We start from the raw sequence: 15373 nt of genomic DNA, 5'->3' as shown, positions 1-15373 counted from the left end.
GCTCCCCTTCCGCGTAGCGTCACCGTCCGTGTCGCGCCTCGGGGAACTCATCGCACCCTCGCGTCTCGGGACACCCTTCCGCTGGCTCATGGCGGCGTCGTGGACGAGCAACATCGGCGATGGGATCGCCCTCGCGGCCGGCCCTCTGCTCGTGGCCTCGCAGACCCGCAGCCCCACCCTCGTCGCGCTGGCGGCGCTGCTCCAGCGGCTGCCCTGGCTGATCCTCGGGCTGTGGGCCGGCGCAGTCGCGGACCGGCTGGACCGCAAGCGCATCATCATCACGGCCAACGTGCTGCGCGTGCTCGTCGTCATCGGCCTGTGCTCGTTCATCGCCACCGACCACATCTCGATCGGCGCCGTGCTGGCGACGATGTTCCTCTACGGGTTGTGTGAGGTCTTCGCCGACTCGGCCACGGGCACGCTGCTGCCGATGGTCGTCCAGCGCCCGGACCTGCGCACCGGCCAGGTCCGGTTGCAGGCCGGGTTCCTCACCGCCAACGAGCTCGTCGGACCACCGGTCGGGGCGTTCCTCTTCGCGGCAGGGATGGTCTGGCCGTTCGTCACCCAGATCCTGCTCGTCCTGCTCGCCATCGGCCTCGTCGTTCGCATGGAGCTCCCGCGCGGTGGCGTCCGCGGCACGATCGACACGCACGTGCGCGCCGACATCCTGGAGGGGATCCGGTGGGTGCGTCACCACCCGCCGATGCGCACGCTCGTCCTGGTCATCCTCACGTTCAACATCACGTGGGGGGCCGCGTGGTCGATCCTCGTCCTCTACTCGCTCGACCACCTGCGGATGGGGGCGATCGGGTTCGGCCTGCTCACGACCGCGAGCGCCGTCGGTGGCGTGCTGGCCACGACGAGCTTCGACCGGCTCTCACGCCGCTTCTCGCTCGCCACGCTGATGAAGGTCTGCCTGGTGACCGAGGTGTTCACCCATCTCGCGCTGGCGCTCACCACCGTGGGCTGGGTCGCCATCGTCATCATGACCGTGTTCGGTGCCTACGCCTTCACCTGGGGGACGGTCAGCAACACGATCCGCCAACGGTCCGTGCCCACGGCATACCAGGGTCGGGTCGGCAGCGTCTACATGACCGCTCTCTTCCTCGGCATCGTCATCGGGCAGGCCGTCGGTGGGCCCATCGCGCAGCGGTGGGGGCTGACGGCGCCCTTCTGGTTCGCCTTCGTCGGGACGGCGCTCATCCTGGCGCTGGTGTGGCGACAGCTCGACTCCATCGCCCACGCCGGCGACGACGACCCGGACCTGTCGGTCCCTGCCTGACGGCCTGCGTCAGCTGAGCCGCAGGGTTCCCTGCTCGACGGTGACGTGGGCCCCCATCGGCAGGGAGCGGTTGGCGGTGATGTGGCCGAACGAGCCGCCCGCCCAGGTCGGCTTGCCGAGCGAGAGGATGCGGTCCCGCAGGATCTTCTCGGTGTCGGACGGCGACGACGCCATCGTGAAGTCACCCAGGACGAAGCCCTCCGCGTCGTCGAGCCAGCCGGAGCGGCGCAGCTTGGTGAAGTTGCGGTCCAGGACGTAGCCGGCGTCGCCGACGTCCTCGAGCACGACGACGGCGCCCTTGGTGGACAGGAGGTCACCCGTGGCGACGGAGGTCGCGAGCATCGTGACGTTGCCGCCGACGAGCCGGCCCTCGACGCTGCCGTCGCGCCACGGGGTGAGGCCGCTGAGCAGGGCCTCCCCCGCCTCGACCTCGCCGAAGAGCAGCCGGCGCATCGACTCCAGGGTGGCCGGGTCCGCGGTGGCGATGCCCGTCACTCCGGGTCCGTGCAGTGACTGCAGGCCGGTCTCGACGTTGATGCGGCTGAGCAGGATGGTCGTGTCGGAGTATCCGGCGAGCCACTTGCCCGCGCCGTCACGGAAGTCCTTGGGGTCCATGACCTCGAGGGTGCGCTGCGCGCCGTAGCCTCCGCGGGCGGTGATGACGGCGTCGACGGCCGGGTCGCGCCACGCTGCCAGGAGGTCCGAGGCACGGGCCTCGTCCGTGCCCGCGAGGCCGACGGTGGGATCGGAGTCCCACAGGTGGGCGCCCTCGACCACGTTGAGCCCCCAGGCCTTCATCCGCTCGATTCCGGTCAGCACCCGCGCGCGCTGGCTGGCCGGGGTCACGTGACCGGAGGGGGCGACGACAGCGACCGTGTCGCCGGGGCGCAGGGGAGCGGGGACCCTGAGCGAGCGCGGTCCGGCGGCGCCTTCGGCGACCGGTGCGGCCGTGGCGGCGGAGGTGGCTGAGCCGATGGCCAGGGGCGCGGCCACGGCACTCGCCAGGGCGGTCCGACGGGTCATTCGCTGGTGGGTCATGAGACTTCTCCTCGAGGATGACGGGCGAGCCACGCCGCGCACGACGCCGTGAACAACACACCTGACCCTGCCACATCCCGCCACTTTGTGACGGGACGTCGACGCTCGGTCACAGGTGCTTGAGCGCCTCGCGCCGACTGAGGCCGGACAAGCGACTCCCCCGGGCGTCGACGAAGGCGCGCACCCAGGCCGGGTCCGTGCGGGCGTGCTGCCTCAGGGCCCAGCCGATGGCCTTGCGGATGAAGAACTCGCGGTCGTCGAGGTTGGGCTCGACGACGTCCTCGAGGAGCGTGGTGTCCGTGCGCTCCCTGTGGCGCAGCTGGCTGATGATCGCCGAGCGCCGCAGCCACAGGTCGTCGTGCTCGGCCCACCCCCGCATCCGCAGCCCCTCCCCCTCGGGGTCGACGAGCAGCACCTCACCGACGACGTTGCCGACCTCGTCGACGACGTCCCACCAGGCGCCCGTCACGACGAGGTGCTCGACGAGGGGCATGAGGTCGGGGTCGCGCCACGAGCGGTAGGTGCGGTGACGGAGGAGGGCGAGTGCGGCATACCGGTCCTCGCGGTACTCGGCCCCGTCCCAGAGCTCGCGGACGCTGCGCTCCCAGGCGGCCCGGCTCTCGATCCGCAACGCGGGATCGGCGAGCAGCGGTCGCAACAGCCCGTGGCGCTGCGGTGAGGTGAGTCCGAGGAAGGGCATCTCGCTCTTCATGTAGCGCTGCTGCCCCACCGCGCGCTCCGGGTCGGCCTCCGAGCGCAGGCCAGCACGGATCGCGTCGAGGAGCTCGGAACCGTCGGACATGACGCCGAGCCTAGGGCGCGGCACCGACGCGTAGCCTGCGCACATGGATTCGCCTCTCGTGCACCGGATGCAGGGCTACGGTTCGACGATCTTCGCTGAGATGACTGCCCTGGCCGTCAAGCACGACGCCCGCAACCTCGGCCAGGGCTTCCCCGACACCGACGGACCGCAGGAGATCCTCGATGCGGCGAAGGCGGCCATCGACGGCGGACGCAACCAGTACCCGCCCGGCGCCGGTGTGCCCGAGCTTCTCGACGCCATCGCCGCGCACCAGAAGCGCTTCTACGGCCTGCAGGTCGACCCTCGCAGCCAGGTCCTCGTCACCGCCGGCGCCACCGAGGCCATCGCCGCGACGATCCTGGCGCTGTGCGAGACCGGTGACGAGGTCGTCACCTTCGAGCCCTACTACGACTCGTATGCCGCGTCCATCGCCCTGGCGGGTGCCGTGCGCCGGACGTCGGTGCTGCGCTTCCCCGACTTCGCCGTCGACGAGGAGTCCCTGCGGGCGGCCTTCTCTCCGCGGACGCGGCTGGTCCTCCTCAACAGTCCACACAACCCGACGGGCAAGGTCTTCACCCGGGCTGAGCTCGAGCTGGTCTGCGAGCTGGCCCGGGAGTTCGACGCGTGGGTGGTCACCGACGAGGTCTATGAGCACCTCGTCTTCGACGGGCTGGAGCACGTCCCGGTCGCGACCCTGCCGGGCATGGCGGAGCGCACCCTGACCATCTCGTCGGCCGGCAAGACGTTCTCGACCACGGGGTGGAAGGTCGGCTGGGTGAGCGGCCCGGCGCAGGCCGTGGCGGCGGTGCGGACGGTCAAGCAGTTCCTCACCTATGTCGCCTCGGGGCCCTTCCAGCCCGCGGTGGCGCTCGGCCTGGGTCTCGGGGACGACGTGTATGCCGGCCTCTCCCGTTCCATGGAGGGCAAGCGTGACCTGCTGGTCTCGGCCCTGCGTGGCATCGGGCTCGACGTGTCGGTGCCGGGAGGGACCTACTTCGTCGTCGCCGACGCGGCGCCGCTGGGCGCAACGGACGCCCTCGAGTTCTGCCGTGAGCTGCCGGCGCGGGCCGGGGTTGCCGGCGTCCCGGTGTCGGTCTTCCACGACGACGTGGACGCCGCACGAACGCTGGTGAGGTTCGCGTTCTGCAAGCGGGACGACGTGCTGCGTGACGCCGCCGCACGGCTGGCGGCCCTGCGGACCTGAGGGTCGGGCCGTCCACAGGCCGGGCGGGACGCAGCCGTCGTCCACAGATGCGCCGACCGAGCTGGCGGCCGGCGCCGACCCCGTCGCAGGGTCGGTGGCATGTCACCGACACCAGCCATCCGCCATCTCCTCGTCGCGCTCACCGCGGTGGGCAGCCTCGTCCCCGGTGTCGCCCTGGCCCCCGACGGTGCGGTGTCCGCACCGACGGTCGTGGCCGTGGCCGGGCCGGTGCGGGTGTCCGGCCCGGACCCGGACTCGCTGCGTCGGACGTGGGCCTGGCCGGTGAGTCCGCGACCGGCCGTGCTGGCCCCCTTCGTGGCCCCGCGCTCGACCTACGGAGCCGGTCATCGCGGCATCGACCTGGCCGCGAAGCAGGGGCAGCAGGTGCAGGCCGTCGACGATGGAGTCGTGTCCCACGTGGGCGTGATCGCCGGTCGTGGCACGGTGAGCGTCACCCACGCGTCAGGGCTGCGCAGCACCTACGAGCCCGTGCGAGGCGCCGTGAGCACAGGTGCCCGGGTGTCGGCCGGGCAGGTCATCGGCACGGTGGGGGGCCGCTCCCACTGCGGCGGTGCGTGTCTCCATCTGGGTGCGCTCGTCGGCTCGGCCTATCTCGACCCTCGTCCCCTGCTCGGGGGCGGCCCGGTCATCCTGCTGCCCCTCACCGTCGGTCCGTGAGGCCGGTCAGCGCACGGTCGGCCACGCGTTGGGCCGACATCCGTCCAGGCCCTTGCTCTGCTGCAGCATGATGGGCGCGAGAGTGCCCTTGCCGGGACACTCGACGTGACCGTGATAGAGCCCGTGCCCCACCTCGTGGTTGACCATGTACTGCCGGTAGGCCGCGAGGTCCTTGCCGTATCCGGGCACCCCGGCGGTCCAGCGACGGGTGTTGAGCACGACCTTGCGCAGGTTGAAGCAGGACACCTCCCCACGCGTCCGCAGCGGTGCGCACAGGTCGTCGGTGAGGTCGGGACTGGCCAGGACGATGGTGATGTCGACGTCGCCCGCTGCCACAGCGGCGGCTGAGACGGCCCGGAACCGGACCTTGTCGACCGTCTGCCAGCCGCGCTCGTCGCCCAGCGTCGCCGAGATGATCGTCGCGGCCTGTGCGGTGTCGACTCCCGACCCGCTCTCGACCTGGAACCCCACCCGGACCGTGCGATGGGGGTTGACCGTGGGGGCGGCGATGGCGGGCAACGCCACCGACGTCAGGGCGCCGCTGCCCGACCTCGGCACCGGTGCGACACCCGGTGGGGGGACCTTGGCAGTCGCCGTGGGCGGGTCCTCGGCGACCGCCGTCGGATCGCTCCGCGGCGCCACCGCCGCCCTGAGGTCCGCTGTGCCTCGCTCGGGCGGACTCGAGCCCTCGCTGGGCCAGAAGGACCAGAGCAGGAGGGCGAGGCTGGTCGTGAGGGCCAGCGCTGCTGCGGCCCTCCGGCGGGCGTAGCTGACGCGCGACGGACGCTGGCCGTGGGCGGCGGGGCGCCGACGTGACCTGGTCACGGGCTCGGGTGCGACGTCCGCAGGAACATCGCCGGAGGCATCCGTCAGGAGTGTCGGCGGAACCATCTCGACGGACCGCCTCGCTCGACGGGCTCCGGGCAGCGGACGCGGGTCCCGCTCGAGGGCCTGACGCCGCTCTCCCCTCGCCCTGCGTGTGTCGCCGTGGTGACGACGACGCTCGCGTTGCAGGTCCTCCCGGTCGCGCACGGCGCGGCGCAGGTCGGCCCGGCGCTCGGCCCCACGGTCCTGGACGGACGAAGGTGAGGAGGGCGGCTCACTGACCCACTCCGGGACGTCGAGCTCGTCAGGCACGAGGGTGCGCCTGGGCGTAGGAGGCGGTGAGGCGCTCGATGGACACGTGGGTGTAGATCTGGGTCGTCGCCAGCGATGCGTGCCCGAGCAGCTCCTGCACCATGCGGAGGTCGGCGCCCCCCTCGAGGAGGTGCGTGGCTGCGCTGTGCCGGAGTCCGTGTGGGCCGAGGTCCGGGGCATCGGGCACGTGGGTCAACATGTCGTGGACGAGGGTACGCACCTGGCGCGGGTCGATGCGGCGCCCTCGCCGGCCCAGGAAGAGAGCCGAACCGCTCTTGTCCACGAGCAGGCGGGGCCGGCCACGGTCCAGCCACCCCGTGAGCGCGGAACGGGCGGGCCGGCCGAAGGGCACGCGACGCTCCTTGTCGCCCTTGCCGATCACCCTGATGACGTCGACCTCGAAGTCGACGTCGTCGACATCCAGTCCGGTGAGCTCACCGACGCGGATCCCGGTGGCATAGAGGAGCTCGAGCACTGCCCGGTCTCGCAGGTGCACGGGGTCGTCGTCGTCGGCAGCCACGGCAGCGACGTCCAGCATGCCCACGGCGTCGTCCTTCGCCAGCACCGGCGGCAGGGTTCGATGGCGCTTCGGGGCCACGAGGCGCAGCGAGGGGTCGGCGTCGACGTGGCCGTGGCGGGTGGCCCAGCCGAAGAACGTCCGGAGGGCGGCGGAGCGGCGGGCGATGCTCGATCGTGCCGCGCCGGCGGAGGCGAGGACGCCGAGCCAGGCCCGCAGGTCGGCGAGTCGAACCTCCGTCAGCGGAGTGGGGGTGGCGAGGATCTCGCCCTCCGCCCCGGTCGCCGGCCGCTGGTGCTCGGCGTCGACGTGCGCGAGGAAGTCCCGCAGGTCGGCGAGGTAGGCCCGGACCGTGTGCGCCGACCGGCCGCGCTCCAGCCGGAGGTGACGCTCGAAGGCGTCGACCACGACCTGCCGGCTGGCACTCACACCCTGCACGCTCTCATCAGGTCGCTGCACGATCAACCACCTCGGCGGCGGTTCCACCTCCGACCGGCTCGCTCACCGTCGTGGGGCCGGCACCTTGCGCCACCGCTCACCCACCCGGACGACGAGGCCGAGCATGGTGAGCCGTCCGAGAACTCCCAGCAGGGTCGTCGTGTCCAGAGCCGTGAGGCGCTGGAGCTTGGCCAGGTCGGCAGGCGTCCGGACGGGCACTGCCGACCACACGGTGCGGGCGAGGGAGTCGAGGTCGGACTCCGGTGTCACGGGCGCCCTGGCCGGGCCGACGGCATCGAGGCTCAACCGCCCCATCAGGTCGAGCACCTCCGCGGCGTCGGTCACGAGCAGGGCGTCGGTCTCGCGCAGGAGCTTGTGGCAGCCCGCCGACTGGACGGACGTCACCGGACCGGGCACGGCGGCCACGTGTCGCACGAGGATGCGGGCCGTCCTGGCCGTGTTGAGCGAGCCCGACCGGAGGCCTGCCTCGACGACGACGGTGCCCACGCTCATCGCCGCGATGAGTCGGTTGCGCGCGATGAACCGCTGCCGGTAGGGAGCCCAGCCCGGAGGCAGCTCGCTCACCACCGCTCCGTTGTCGGCGATCTCGCGCAGCAGACCTTCATGCGCCTGGGGGTAGGCACGGTCCAGCCCCCTCGCGAGCACGGCGATCGTCGGGCCACCTCCGGCGAGGGCCCCGCGGTGCGCGGCGGCGTCGATGCCGAACGCCGCGCCGGACACGACAGTGACACCGCGCTGCACCAGTCCCTCGCCGAGGTCGGCGGCGACCCTGAGGCCGTAGGCGGTCGCCGCACGGGACCCCACCACCGCCACGCTCCCGTCGGCCACGGTGAGGTCGCAAGCGCCCCGGGCATAGAGGCACAGGGGTGGCGACTCGAGCTGGTCGAGCCCCAGGGGCCACTCGTCGTCGCCGGGGATGACGACTCGCACCTGCAGCCGGTCCAGTGCACGCCGGGCCTGGTCGAGGTCGAGCGCGGCGATGCGCTGGTCATAGCGACCGTCCGGCGCCAAGGCACCGGAGAGCAGCCGGTCCATCGACTCGACGGCGCCGTGTGCCTCGATCCAGTCACGCACCGAGACCGTCTCGGGCTCGGCGACCCGGCTCCACGCCACGCGGGCCCACCGCTCGCTCACCAACGCGGCCGCGCCCGGGACCCCGCCCCGGATGCTGCCCGGAGTCCGCCCGCTCACGCCGCAGCCCTCCCCTGGCTTCGCAGGGTGAAGGCCAGACCGACGTCCTCCGCGGTCGGCGACACCCGCCCGAACAGGTCAGCGGCCGACCAGGCGAGCCGCAGGGTGCGGTCGTAGCCGCGCAGCGTGAGCTGTCCCAGGTCGAGACCTCGGTCGATCGTGGCTGTGACCTGGCCTGGCAGCCGCCACGGCGCCCGCCGCAGTGCGTGCCCGGGCACCCGGGCGTTGGTCGCCCAACCGTGCCGCGACCAGCGCTCCTGCTGGACACCCCGCGCCTGCATGACCCGCTCGAGGACGGTGGCGCTCGACTCGCCGTCGTCGTCCCCGAAAGCGGCTCGCGACACCGGTGGCACGACGACCTGGATGTCGACCCGGTCGATGAGCGGCCCGGACAGCTTGGCCTGGTAGCTCCGGAGCTCGACGGCGCTACAGACGCAGTCGATGCCCTTGCCCCATCCCCGCCCGCACGGGCACGGGTTCGTCGCCAGGACGAGCTGGAACCGTGCGGGGTAGCGGACCAGCTGCTTGGCCCGGGCGATCGTGACCTCTCCGGACTCCAGAGGCTGGCGGAGCTGTTGGAGCACCGAGGTCTTGAACTCGCCGGCCTCGTCGAGGAACAGCACGCCGCAGTGGGCCCGCGAGATCGCCCCGGGCAGCACCACGCCCGAGCCGCCCCCGGTGATCGAGGCCATGGACGCACTGTGGTGTGGTGCGACGAAGGGCGGCGTCAGGTCGAGCTCGCTCGCCCTGATCTCGTCGCCGGTGAGTGAGCGGATGGCGTGCGTCTGGAGCGCCTGCTCCCGGGAGAGGGGCGGCAGGATCGTCACGAGCCGCTCGGCCAGCATCGTCTTGCCCACACCTGGAGGCCCGTTCATGAGCAGGTGGTGCTCGCCGACGGCAGCGATCTCGACGGCCAGCCGAGCCTCGGGTTGGCCCAGGACGTCGGCGAGGTCGCCGTGCCGGTGCACCTCCTCGCCGTCGGCCTCGACCGGCTCGGGAACGGGGAGCGGGTCGACCCCGCCGCGCACGGCATACCAGTGCACCAGGGTCGCCAGGGTGGGCGCGCAGTGCACGGTGACGCCGTCGACGAGCTGCGCCTCGGCGACGTTCTCGGGTGGGACCACGACGTGGGCCACCCCGGCGCGAGCCGCCGCCAGGACGGAGGGGAGGATCCCGCGGACGCCGCGCACCCGCCCATCGAGCCCGAGCTCACCGAGGTGGACCACGCGCGCGATGCGCCGGGCATCGACCACGCCGGCTGCGGCGAGCACCGCCAGGGCGATGGCGATGTCGAAACCGGTGCCCTGCTTGGGGATCGACGCGGGTGAGAGGTTCACCGTGATGCGCTGCGGCGGCAGCGGGTAGCCGCTCGTCGCGGCGGCGGACCGCACCCGGTCCGGGGCCTGCCCGCAGGCCTTGTCGGGCAGGCCGGTGACGCTGAAGTTCGGGAGCTGTGACGAGATGTGGGCCTCGACGTCGACGATCCGCCCGTCGAGTCCGCTGAGAGCCACGCACAGCGTCCGACCGAGCTTGGCGCTCATGAGCCCACCGCCACGACGTGCCGCACGACCGGTGGCCGTCCGTGCTCGGCGAGGATGCCGATCACGTCGATGCGCACCTGCGGCACGGCACCGGGACGCGAACGCAGGTATGCCGCGGCGAGACGCCGCAGCCGCCGCGCCTTCTCCCAGGTCACCGCTTCGAGCGGGTCGCCCGCGCCGGTGCCGCGGCGGGTCTTGACCTCGCACACGACGACGCAGTCGCCGTCGAGCGCCACGAGGTCGATCTCGCCCTCGGCACACCGCCAGTTGCGTTCGAGGATCTGCAGGCCCCGCTCGCGCAGATAGCGCGCCGCGAGGTCCTCGCCGTAGGTGCCCAGTGCCACGTGTCCGTCCATACCGAGCAGCGTCGGCGCCGGGGGTGGACCAGCGCCACCACCCCGGACAATCTGTGGACAACTGCAACCCCGCGCAGTCGCTTGTGGACAACCCGCATCCGCGAAGTCGAGCAGATTGGCACAACCCGGGCGCAGGGTCCTGCCCTACCGCTAGGGTCGACACACCAACCGGGGCGGCGGGCCCCGGTCAACACTCCTGGGGGGACCATGTCGACCTCGATTCGCCGACGACTCACTGCCGGCCTCGCTGCACTCGTGACCGGAGCCGGGCTGGTGACGGGCGTCGTGGCCGCGGCTCCTGCCCACGCCAGCGACGACTTCCCCGAGGTCACCAGCTGCGAGGACGAGGACCTCGCGTCCTTCCGGGGCACGTGGCAGAGGAAGCGGTGGGACGTGTTCGCCGGGGGCGTCATCAGCCGCGACTACGTCCCCCAGGGACTGGCCTACGACGCGATCCACGACGTGTTCTTCGTGTCCTACTACGACGGCCGGCCCGCGATCGACGACGACTACGCGGCGCGCAACGCGATCATCGCCGCCTTCGACAGCCGCGGCGGCTACCGCACCCACGTGCAGGTCGACCCGGCCAACGCCAACCCGGCCGGAGGGGCCCACGTCGGGGGGCTCGCCGTCGTCGACGGCTGGCTCGTGGTGGCCGAGACGGCAGACCTCCTCGGGGACGGGGACACCGACGCCGACCCGCACGTCTTCAGCTACAAGGTCGACCAGGTGCTGCGACGAGCGCCCGGCAAGGTCATGCCGGTCCGCAACAACACCCTGACCAGGGCCGGGTCCTACGCCACGTCGCATCGCGGCAAGCTCTACGTCGGCAGCTTCGAGGGCAACCGGCTCTACGAGTACGACGCGCTCAACGGCGATGGCATCCCCTACGGTCAGTGGCGCACGTTCGTCACCCCGTCCAAGACCCAGGGCGCTGCGGTGGCAGGTCGCTTCTTCGCCTTCAGCCGCTCCGAGGGCAGGACGCTGGCGAGCCTGCTCACGGTGACCGAGAAGCAGCAGTCGACGGACACGAGCGCTCTCACGGTGCACTACGAGCAGAAGATCCGCACCATGTCCGAGGGCATCACGTGGGCGCCCCGCAACGACGGCACCCCGTCGCTGTTCGCGCTGTTCGAGTCCGCGGCCACGGTCTACGCCGGCGACGGCGGGACCTGCTCGTCACCCAACCTCTGGAGCATCCGCCGCGAGCTGATCCGCCCGCCGAGGGGATGAGGGAAGGCTCAGAAGTCGCCCTTGGGCAGCTGCAGCTCTGACTTGGCGAGCTCTTCGACGTTGACGTCCTTGAAGGTCACGACGCGCACCTGCTTGGCGAAACGTGCGGGTCGGTAGATGTCCCAGACCCACGCGTCCTGCATCGTCACGTCGAAGAAGACCTCGCCGCCGTCGCTGCGGACCTTGACGTCGACCGAGTTGCACAGGTAGAAGCGGCGCTCGGTCTCGACGACGTGGGAGAAGAGCCCGACGACGTCGCGGTACTCGCGATAGAGGGCGAGCTCCATCTCGCTCTCGTACTTCTCGAGGTCCTCAGCGCTCATGCGTGCCAACTCCGTCGTCGTGTGGTCCGGCTGTCGCCGCCACCATGTCAGGTGAGACCGCCGCGTCGTCGACCGGCACGGCGAAGGGCTCATCATCGTCCATCGTGCCGGGCAGTCGCCACGAGCGTCGGTGCAGGTCGCAAGGACCGTGCTCGCGCAGCGCATCCATGTGCTCCGGTGCGGCATAGCCCTTGTTGAGGTCCCATCGGTATGCCGCGTGGTCCGGTGCGAGGCCGACCATGATCCGGTCGCGCTCGACCTTGGCCAAGACGCTGGCCGAGGCGACGGAGGAGCACTTCAGGTCTGCCTTGATCATCGTCGTCACCGGCGGCGTGTGGACCTCGTCGGACGTGAACGCCAGGAGCCCGACCTCGTCGGGGGAGGTCAGCCAGTCGTGGTTGCCGTCGAGGATGACGAGGTCCGGGGCGACGTCGAGCGCGGCGAGGGCGCGGCGTCCGGCCAGCCGCAGCGCGGCGATGATCCCGATCTCGTCGATCTCGGCCGGGGAGGCGTGCCCGACGGCGTGGGCCAGGGCCCAGCGTCGGATGCGCGGCACCATGGCCTCGCGGGCGTGTGGCTGCAGCAGCTTGGAGTCGCGCACTCCTTGGGGAGCCGACCGGCAGGTCTCGTCGATGACGACCACACCGACGGAGACCGGTCCCGCGAGCGCCCCGCGGCCGACCTCGTCCATGCCGGCGAGGAGCCGGTAGCCGTCGCGCTGGAGGGCGCGCTCGACACGCAGGCTCGGCTTGCGGGATCGAGGTGCTGGGGGCATGGCGGGTGGTGCGGTCCTTCGGGCGGGGACGGATCGGTCGCGGTTCAGGGGGTCGTGGAGGGCGTCGGCGTGGAGCGCGCAGGCGTGGGCGACGAGGCGCCGGGGTTCGGCACCTTCTCGAAGGTGGTCTCCGGAGAAGCTCAGCCAGCCGCCTCGGGCGAACGGCCAGACGATGGCGACGGCGCGCCCGGTGATGTGGTCGATCGGCACCGACCCTTGTGCGCCGGTGCCGTCCGGGTCGTGGAAGCGGGAGTCCTCGGAGTCGCTGCGGTGGTCCCCCATGACCCACACCTTGCCCTCGGGCACGGTGATGTCGAAGGTGATCGAGCTCGGCACGTCACCGGGCTTGATGTAGGGCTCGGAGATCGGGACGCCGTTGACGGTGAGCCGACCCTGGGCGTCACAGCAGGCGATCTTGTCGCCCGGCAGACCGATGACGCGCTTGATGAGGTGGTTGTCCGAGGTGTTGGGCAGCAGGCCGACGAAGGACAGCACCCGCTCGACACCGTCGCGCACCGGCCCGTGACTCACCTCGGGGACGGACGAGAGCCACTCGCCCGGGTCCTCGAAGACGACGACGTCACCGCGCTGCAGGTCGACGACGCCGGGGACGAGCTTGTTGACGACCACGCGGTCGTTGAGGATGAGGGTGTCCTCCATCGAGCCGGAGGGGATGTAGAAGGCCTGGATGAGCCATGTCTTGACCACGAACGACAGGGCCAGCGCCATCGCGACGACCACGACGAACTCGCGGATCGCGGCACCGGCAGCACCGGCTGCCGAGCGGGCGCGAGTCGGCCCGTCGCGGTCCGGGTCGCGGGGACTGCTCGGGTCGTCGACGGCGCTCTGGCCGGACCCGTCGAGCGGTGCCTCCCGGGTCGCGTCAGGGTCGAACTGGCCCGGTTCGAACCGGGCCTCGTGGCTCGTCATCGCTGGTATCCGCGCTCTCAGGGCTGGGTGGTGGTCGGGGCGGCTGGGGCACCCACCTGGCGAAGGGGCCAGATGCGCGTGACGACGGTGCCGATGACGGCGTCCGCGGCAATCGTCCCATCCGTGGTCGCGGAGCCGGCACCGACGTGGGTGCGGGAGTCCATGGCTCCGGCCGCCGAGTCACTGAGCAGGAAGTATCGGTCCTCCGGGACGGCGACCCGGAAGGGAGCGGCATCCTCGGCGAGCCGCGGGCCCACGGCGGCACCGTCGACGGTGACCCGTCCGGCGGTGCAGCAGACGACGTCCTGCCCCCCACCGGCGACGACCCGACCGAGCACGGACCGTTCACCGAGGTCGACACCGACGGCAGCGGAGGCCGAGCCGAGGACTCGGCCGAGAAGCCCGTCGTCGGTGTGGGTCGAACGGTCCGGCCCGGGCCACGCCTGCGTGACGTCGGCGACGACGACGTCACCGATCGAGGGCGAACCCACCTTGGCGACGAGGACCCGCTGTCCCTGCTCGAGGGTGGGCGACATCGCGTCGCTCGCCACGGCATACGGCTGCATGAGGAAGGCACGCACGAGCATCACGGCGAGGACACCGGCGGCCAGGAGGACGGGCACCAGGTGGGCACGACTCGACCCGGCCCCTGCCGTGGTGGCGGGGACCGGGTCGGTGTCGGGGGTGGCCGGGGACGTCATCGAGAGGATGCTATCCGCCGCGCCTGAAAAGCGCCGTGCCGCGGTTCAGCTGACCGGGGTCTCGCGCTTCTCCTTGATCTTGGCAGCCTTGCCGCGCAGGTCGCGGAGGTAGTAGAGCTTCGCGCGACGGACGTCACCGCGCGTGACGAGCTCGATGTGGTCGATCACCGGCGTGTGGAGCGGGAAGGTGCGCTCGACACCGACGCCGAAGGAGACCTTGCGGACCGTGAAGGTCTCGCCGAGCCCGCCACCGTGGCGGCGGATGACGATGCCCTTGAAGACCTGGACGCGCGAGCGGGTGCCCTCGATGACCTTGACGTGGACGTTGACGGTGTCGCCGGCGCGGAAGGCCGGGATGTCATCGCGGAGGGAGGCCTTGTCGACCTCGTGGAAACGCTGCATGACTGCTTCGCTTTCTCGTGCGGTGCCACAGGTCACCCACATGTGCTGGTGCTGCAATGAATGGAGTTGCGGTGTCGTGCCTCATGCGCGGCGGATCTGGGCCAGTGGCTCAGTCGCTCTGCACTCCCCCTGTGGCAGGGGCGTTGATCGACGGACGCAAGGGTCAAGTTTGCCAGAGCACACGGCATACCGAGAAATCGGCTGGTCAGGTCGCCGCGGCCCCGGAGGGTTCGTCACGGGTCAGCCGACGGGCGTTCGCGATGAGCACGATGTCCGGGTCCACCTTGTCCTCGCCGCCGCGCAGGCGGATGAGCGCCTTGGCGGACTGGACCTGGTCACGCGTGACCTTGACGATGCGCTTGCTCATGACCGGCTCCTCACCTGTGCTTCGTCTCCATCATCCTCCACAACGTCGACGTCGTCCACGACCATTCCGGGGCGCCCGAGCGCGACCTCGTCCCCCTCGAGGTCGAGCCGCGCGTCGGCCACGAGCACGGAGTCGGCGAGGTCACGCTCCTCCGTGGTGGCCAGGTCGCTCGTGGCCAGCTCGACGAGGACCACCCGCCCCAGCTCGCGTCGTCGGAACGAGTCCTGTGCGTTGATGTCGGCCAGGGCAGCGGTGAAGCGCCGACCCCACTCCTCCCGCGCGCTGGCCCGCTCCCGCTGGGTCAGGTCCTTGGCCGAGGCGTCGGACTGCGCCACGGTGTCGCGTCTGGCGGCGTAGAAGGTCGCGCCGGACCCGATCGCCGCGCCGATGAACGCGAGGATCCCTCCCCACCACTCCCCTGTCATGTCCCAAGGATG

At 71.6% G+C, this 15373-nt stretch carries 17 protein-coding genes and 1 pseudogene; 4 read left to right on the top strand and 14 right to left on the bottom strand.

Going from position 1 to position 15373, the window contains the following annotated elements; genetic code table 11:
• The first annotated feature begins 28 nt into the window (after positions 1 to 28).
• Positions 29 to 1282 carry an MFS transporter gene (locus ACZZ98_RS14920; protein WP_463516978.1) on the top strand — a complete coding sequence of 418 codons (1254 nt, stop codon included), beginning with the start codon at positions 29 to 31 and terminating at the stop codon, positions 1280 to 1282.
• A gap of 9 nt (positions 1283 to 1291) precedes the next feature.
• Here the strand turns inward: ACZZ98_RS14920 and ACZZ98_RS14915 are convergent, their stop codons facing one another.
• Positions 1292 to 2320 (bottom strand): S66 peptidase family protein, encoded by a 1029-nt coding sequence (locus tag ACZZ98_RS14915; protein ID WP_463516977.1) that lies wholly within the window; start codon positions 2318 to 2320, stop codon positions 1292 to 1294.
• A 109-nt stretch (positions 2321 to 2429) separates the two neighbouring features.
• On the bottom strand, positions 2430 to 3122 hold the full coding sequence (locus ACZZ98_RS14910) for a DNA alkylation repair protein (protein ID WP_463516976.1): 693 nt from the start codon (positions 3120 to 3122) through the stop codon (positions 2430 to 2432).
• Positions 3123 to 3165: 43 nt separating this feature from the next.
• Here ACZZ98_RS14910 and ACZZ98_RS14905 point away from each other — a divergent pair, with 43 nt between their 5' ends.
• Positions 3166 to 4326, top strand: a complete 1161-nt coding sequence (locus tag ACZZ98_RS14905; RefSeq protein ID WP_463516975.1) for a pyridoxal phosphate-dependent aminotransferase — start codon at positions 3166 to 3168, stop codon at positions 4324 to 4326.
• A 99-nt stretch (positions 4327 to 4425) separates the two neighbouring features.
• Positions 4426 to 5004 carry a murein hydrolase activator EnvC family protein gene (locus ACZZ98_RS14900; protein ID WP_463516974.1) on the top strand — a complete coding sequence of 193 codons (579 nt, stop codon included), beginning with the start codon at positions 4426 to 4428 and terminating at the stop codon, positions 5002 to 5004.
• A gap of 6 nt (positions 5005 to 5010) precedes the next feature.
• Here ACZZ98_RS14900 and ACZZ98_RS14895 read toward each other — a convergent pair whose 3' ends face one another.
• Genes ACZZ98_RS14895 through ACZZ98_RS14875 form a run of 5 tightly spaced genes read right to left on the bottom strand, consistent with a single transcriptional unit; the run spans position 5011 to position 10205 of the window.
• A complete protein-coding gene (locus tag ACZZ98_RS14895; protein WP_463516973.1) occupies positions 5011 to 6141 on the bottom strand; it encodes a DUF3152 domain-containing protein in 1131 nt (376 codons plus the stop codon).
• Positions 6134 to 7123 (bottom strand): tyrosine recombinase XerC, encoded by a 990-nt coding sequence (locus tag ACZZ98_RS14890; protein WP_463517792.1) that lies wholly within the window; start codon positions 7121 to 7123, stop codon positions 6134 to 6136. The genes ACZZ98_RS14895 and ACZZ98_RS14890 overlap by 8 nt, the downstream gene beginning before the upstream one ends.
• A gap of 36 nt (positions 7124 to 7159) precedes the next feature.
• Positions 7160 to 8308, bottom strand: a complete 1149-nt coding sequence (gene dprA, locus ACZZ98_RS14885; RefSeq protein WP_463516972.1) for a DNA-processing protein DprA — start codon at positions 8306 to 8308, stop codon at positions 7160 to 7162.
• The gene (locus tag ACZZ98_RS14880; RefSeq protein ID WP_463516971.1) at positions 8305 to 9849 is read right to left on the bottom strand and encodes a YifB family Mg chelatase-like AAA ATPase; all 1545 of its coding nucleotides are present in this window, start codon (positions 9847 to 9849) and stop codon (positions 8305 to 8307) included. The genes dprA and ACZZ98_RS14880 overlap by 4 nt, the downstream gene beginning before the upstream one ends.
• A complete protein-coding gene (locus ACZZ98_RS14875) occupies positions 9846 to 10205 on the bottom strand; it encodes a YraN family protein (protein ID WP_463516970.1) in 360 nt (119 codons plus the stop codon). The genes ACZZ98_RS14880 and ACZZ98_RS14875 overlap by 4 nt, the downstream gene beginning before the upstream one ends.
• Positions 10206 to 10412: 207 nt before the next feature.
• Here ACZZ98_RS14875 and ACZZ98_RS14870 point away from each other — a divergent pair, with 207 nt between their 5' ends.
• On the top strand, positions 10413 to 11438 hold the full coding sequence (locus tag ACZZ98_RS14870) for a hypothetical protein (RefSeq protein ID WP_463516969.1): 1026 nt from the start codon (positions 10413 to 10415) through the stop codon (positions 11436 to 11438).
• An 8-nt stretch (positions 11439 to 11446) separates the two neighbouring features.
• Here ACZZ98_RS14870 and ACZZ98_RS14865 read toward each other — a convergent pair whose 3' ends face one another.
• The 7 genes and pseudogenes from ACZZ98_RS14865 to ACZZ98_RS14835 form a co-directional block, all read right to left on the bottom strand.
• Entirely contained in the window at positions 11447 to 11761 is a 315-nt protein-coding gene (locus ACZZ98_RS14865) for a DUF2469 domain-containing protein (RefSeq protein WP_035906130.1), read from the bottom strand.
• Positions 11751 to 12536, bottom strand: coding sequence for a ribonuclease HII (locus ACZZ98_RS14860; RefSeq protein ID WP_463517791.1), 786 nt, complete (start codon positions 12534 to 12536; stop codon positions 11751 to 11753). The genes ACZZ98_RS14865 and ACZZ98_RS14860 overlap by 11 nt, the downstream gene beginning before the upstream one ends.
• A 219-nt stretch (positions 12537 to 12755) precedes the next feature.
• Positions 12756 to 13265: pseudogene (gene lepB / locus ACZZ98_RS14855) on the bottom strand (signal peptidase I); the annotation flags it as partial.
• 218 nt (positions 13266 to 13483) lie between these two features.
• Entirely contained in the window at positions 13484 to 14167 is a 684-nt protein-coding gene (gene lepB / locus ACZZ98_RS14850; RefSeq protein ID WP_463516968.1) for a signal peptidase I, read from the bottom strand.
• A gap of 45 nt (positions 14168 to 14212) precedes the next feature.
• Positions 14213 to 14569, bottom strand: a complete 357-nt coding sequence (gene rplS / locus ACZZ98_RS14845) for a 50S ribosomal protein L19 (RefSeq protein ID WP_463516967.1) — start codon at positions 14567 to 14569, stop codon at positions 14213 to 14215.
• A 205-nt stretch (positions 14570 to 14774) separates the two neighbouring features.
• Positions 14775 to 14936: a hypothetical protein gene (locus ACZZ98_RS14840; protein WP_463516966.1), complete on the bottom strand. Its 162-nt coding sequence runs from the start codon at positions 14934 to 14936 to the stop codon at positions 14775 to 14777.
• The gene (locus ACZZ98_RS14835) at positions 14933 to 15361 is read right to left on the bottom strand and encodes a hypothetical protein (protein ID WP_463516965.1); all 429 of its coding nucleotides are present in this window, start codon (positions 15359 to 15361) and stop codon (positions 14933 to 14935) included. Before ACZZ98_RS14835 ends, ACZZ98_RS14840 begins: the two co-directional genes overlap by 4 nt.
• Between the last annotated feature and the right edge of the window lie 12 nt (positions 15362 to 15373).

This window comes from Knoellia sp. AC549 (assembly GCF_979258975.1).
This window is presented reverse-complemented; position numbering and strand designations above follow the sequence as displayed.

Coding starts and splice junctions, on each gene's coding strand:
- ACZZ98_RS14880 (WP_463516971.1), bottom strand. CDS start 9,849: ATGAGCGCCAAGCTCGGTCGGACGCTGTGCGTGGCTCTCAGCGGACTC.
- ACZZ98_RS14905 (WP_463516975.1), top strand. CDS start 3,166: ATGGATTCGCCTCTCGTGCACCGGATGCAGGGCTACGGTTCGACGATC.
- lepB (WP_463516968.1), bottom strand. CDS start 14,167: ATGACGTCCCCGGCCACCCCCGACACCGACCCGGTCCCCGCCACCACG.
- ACZZ98_RS14875 (WP_463516970.1), bottom strand. CDS start 10,205: ATGGACGGACACGTGGCACTGGGCACCTACGGCGAGGACCTCGCGGCG.
- ACZZ98_RS14870 (WP_463516969.1), top strand. CDS start 10,413: ATGTCGACCTCGATTCGCCGACGACTCACTGCCGGCCTCGCTGCACTC.
- ACZZ98_RS14865 (WP_035906130.1), bottom strand. CDS start 11,761: ATGAGCGCTGAGGACCTCGAGAAGTACGAGAGCGAGATGGAGCTCGCC.
- ACZZ98_RS14860 (WP_463517791.1), bottom strand. CDS start 12,536: ATGCCCCCAGCACCTCGATCCCGCAAGCCGAGCCTGCGTGTCGAGCGC.
- ACZZ98_RS14910 (WP_463516976.1), bottom strand. CDS start 3,122: ATGTCCGACGGTTCCGAGCTCCTCGACGCGATCCGTGCTGGCCTGCGC.
- ACZZ98_RS14835 (WP_463516965.1), bottom strand. CDS start 15,361: ATGACAGGGGAGTGGTGGGGAGGGATCCTCGCGTTCATCGGCGCGGCG.
- ACZZ98_RS14840 (WP_463516966.1), bottom strand. CDS start 14,936: ATGAGCAAGCGCATCGTCAAGGTCACGCGTGACCAGGTCCAGTCCGCC.
- rplS (WP_463516967.1), bottom strand. CDS start 14,569: ATGCAGCGTTTCCACGAGGTCGACAAGGCCTCCCTCCGCGATGACATC.
- ACZZ98_RS14915 (WP_463516977.1), bottom strand. CDS start 2,320: ATGACCCACCAGCGAATGACCCGTCGGACCGCCCTGGCGAGTGCCGTG.
- ACZZ98_RS14900 (WP_463516974.1), top strand. CDS start 4,426: ATGTCACCGACACCAGCCATCCGCCATCTCCTCGTCGCGCTCACCGCG.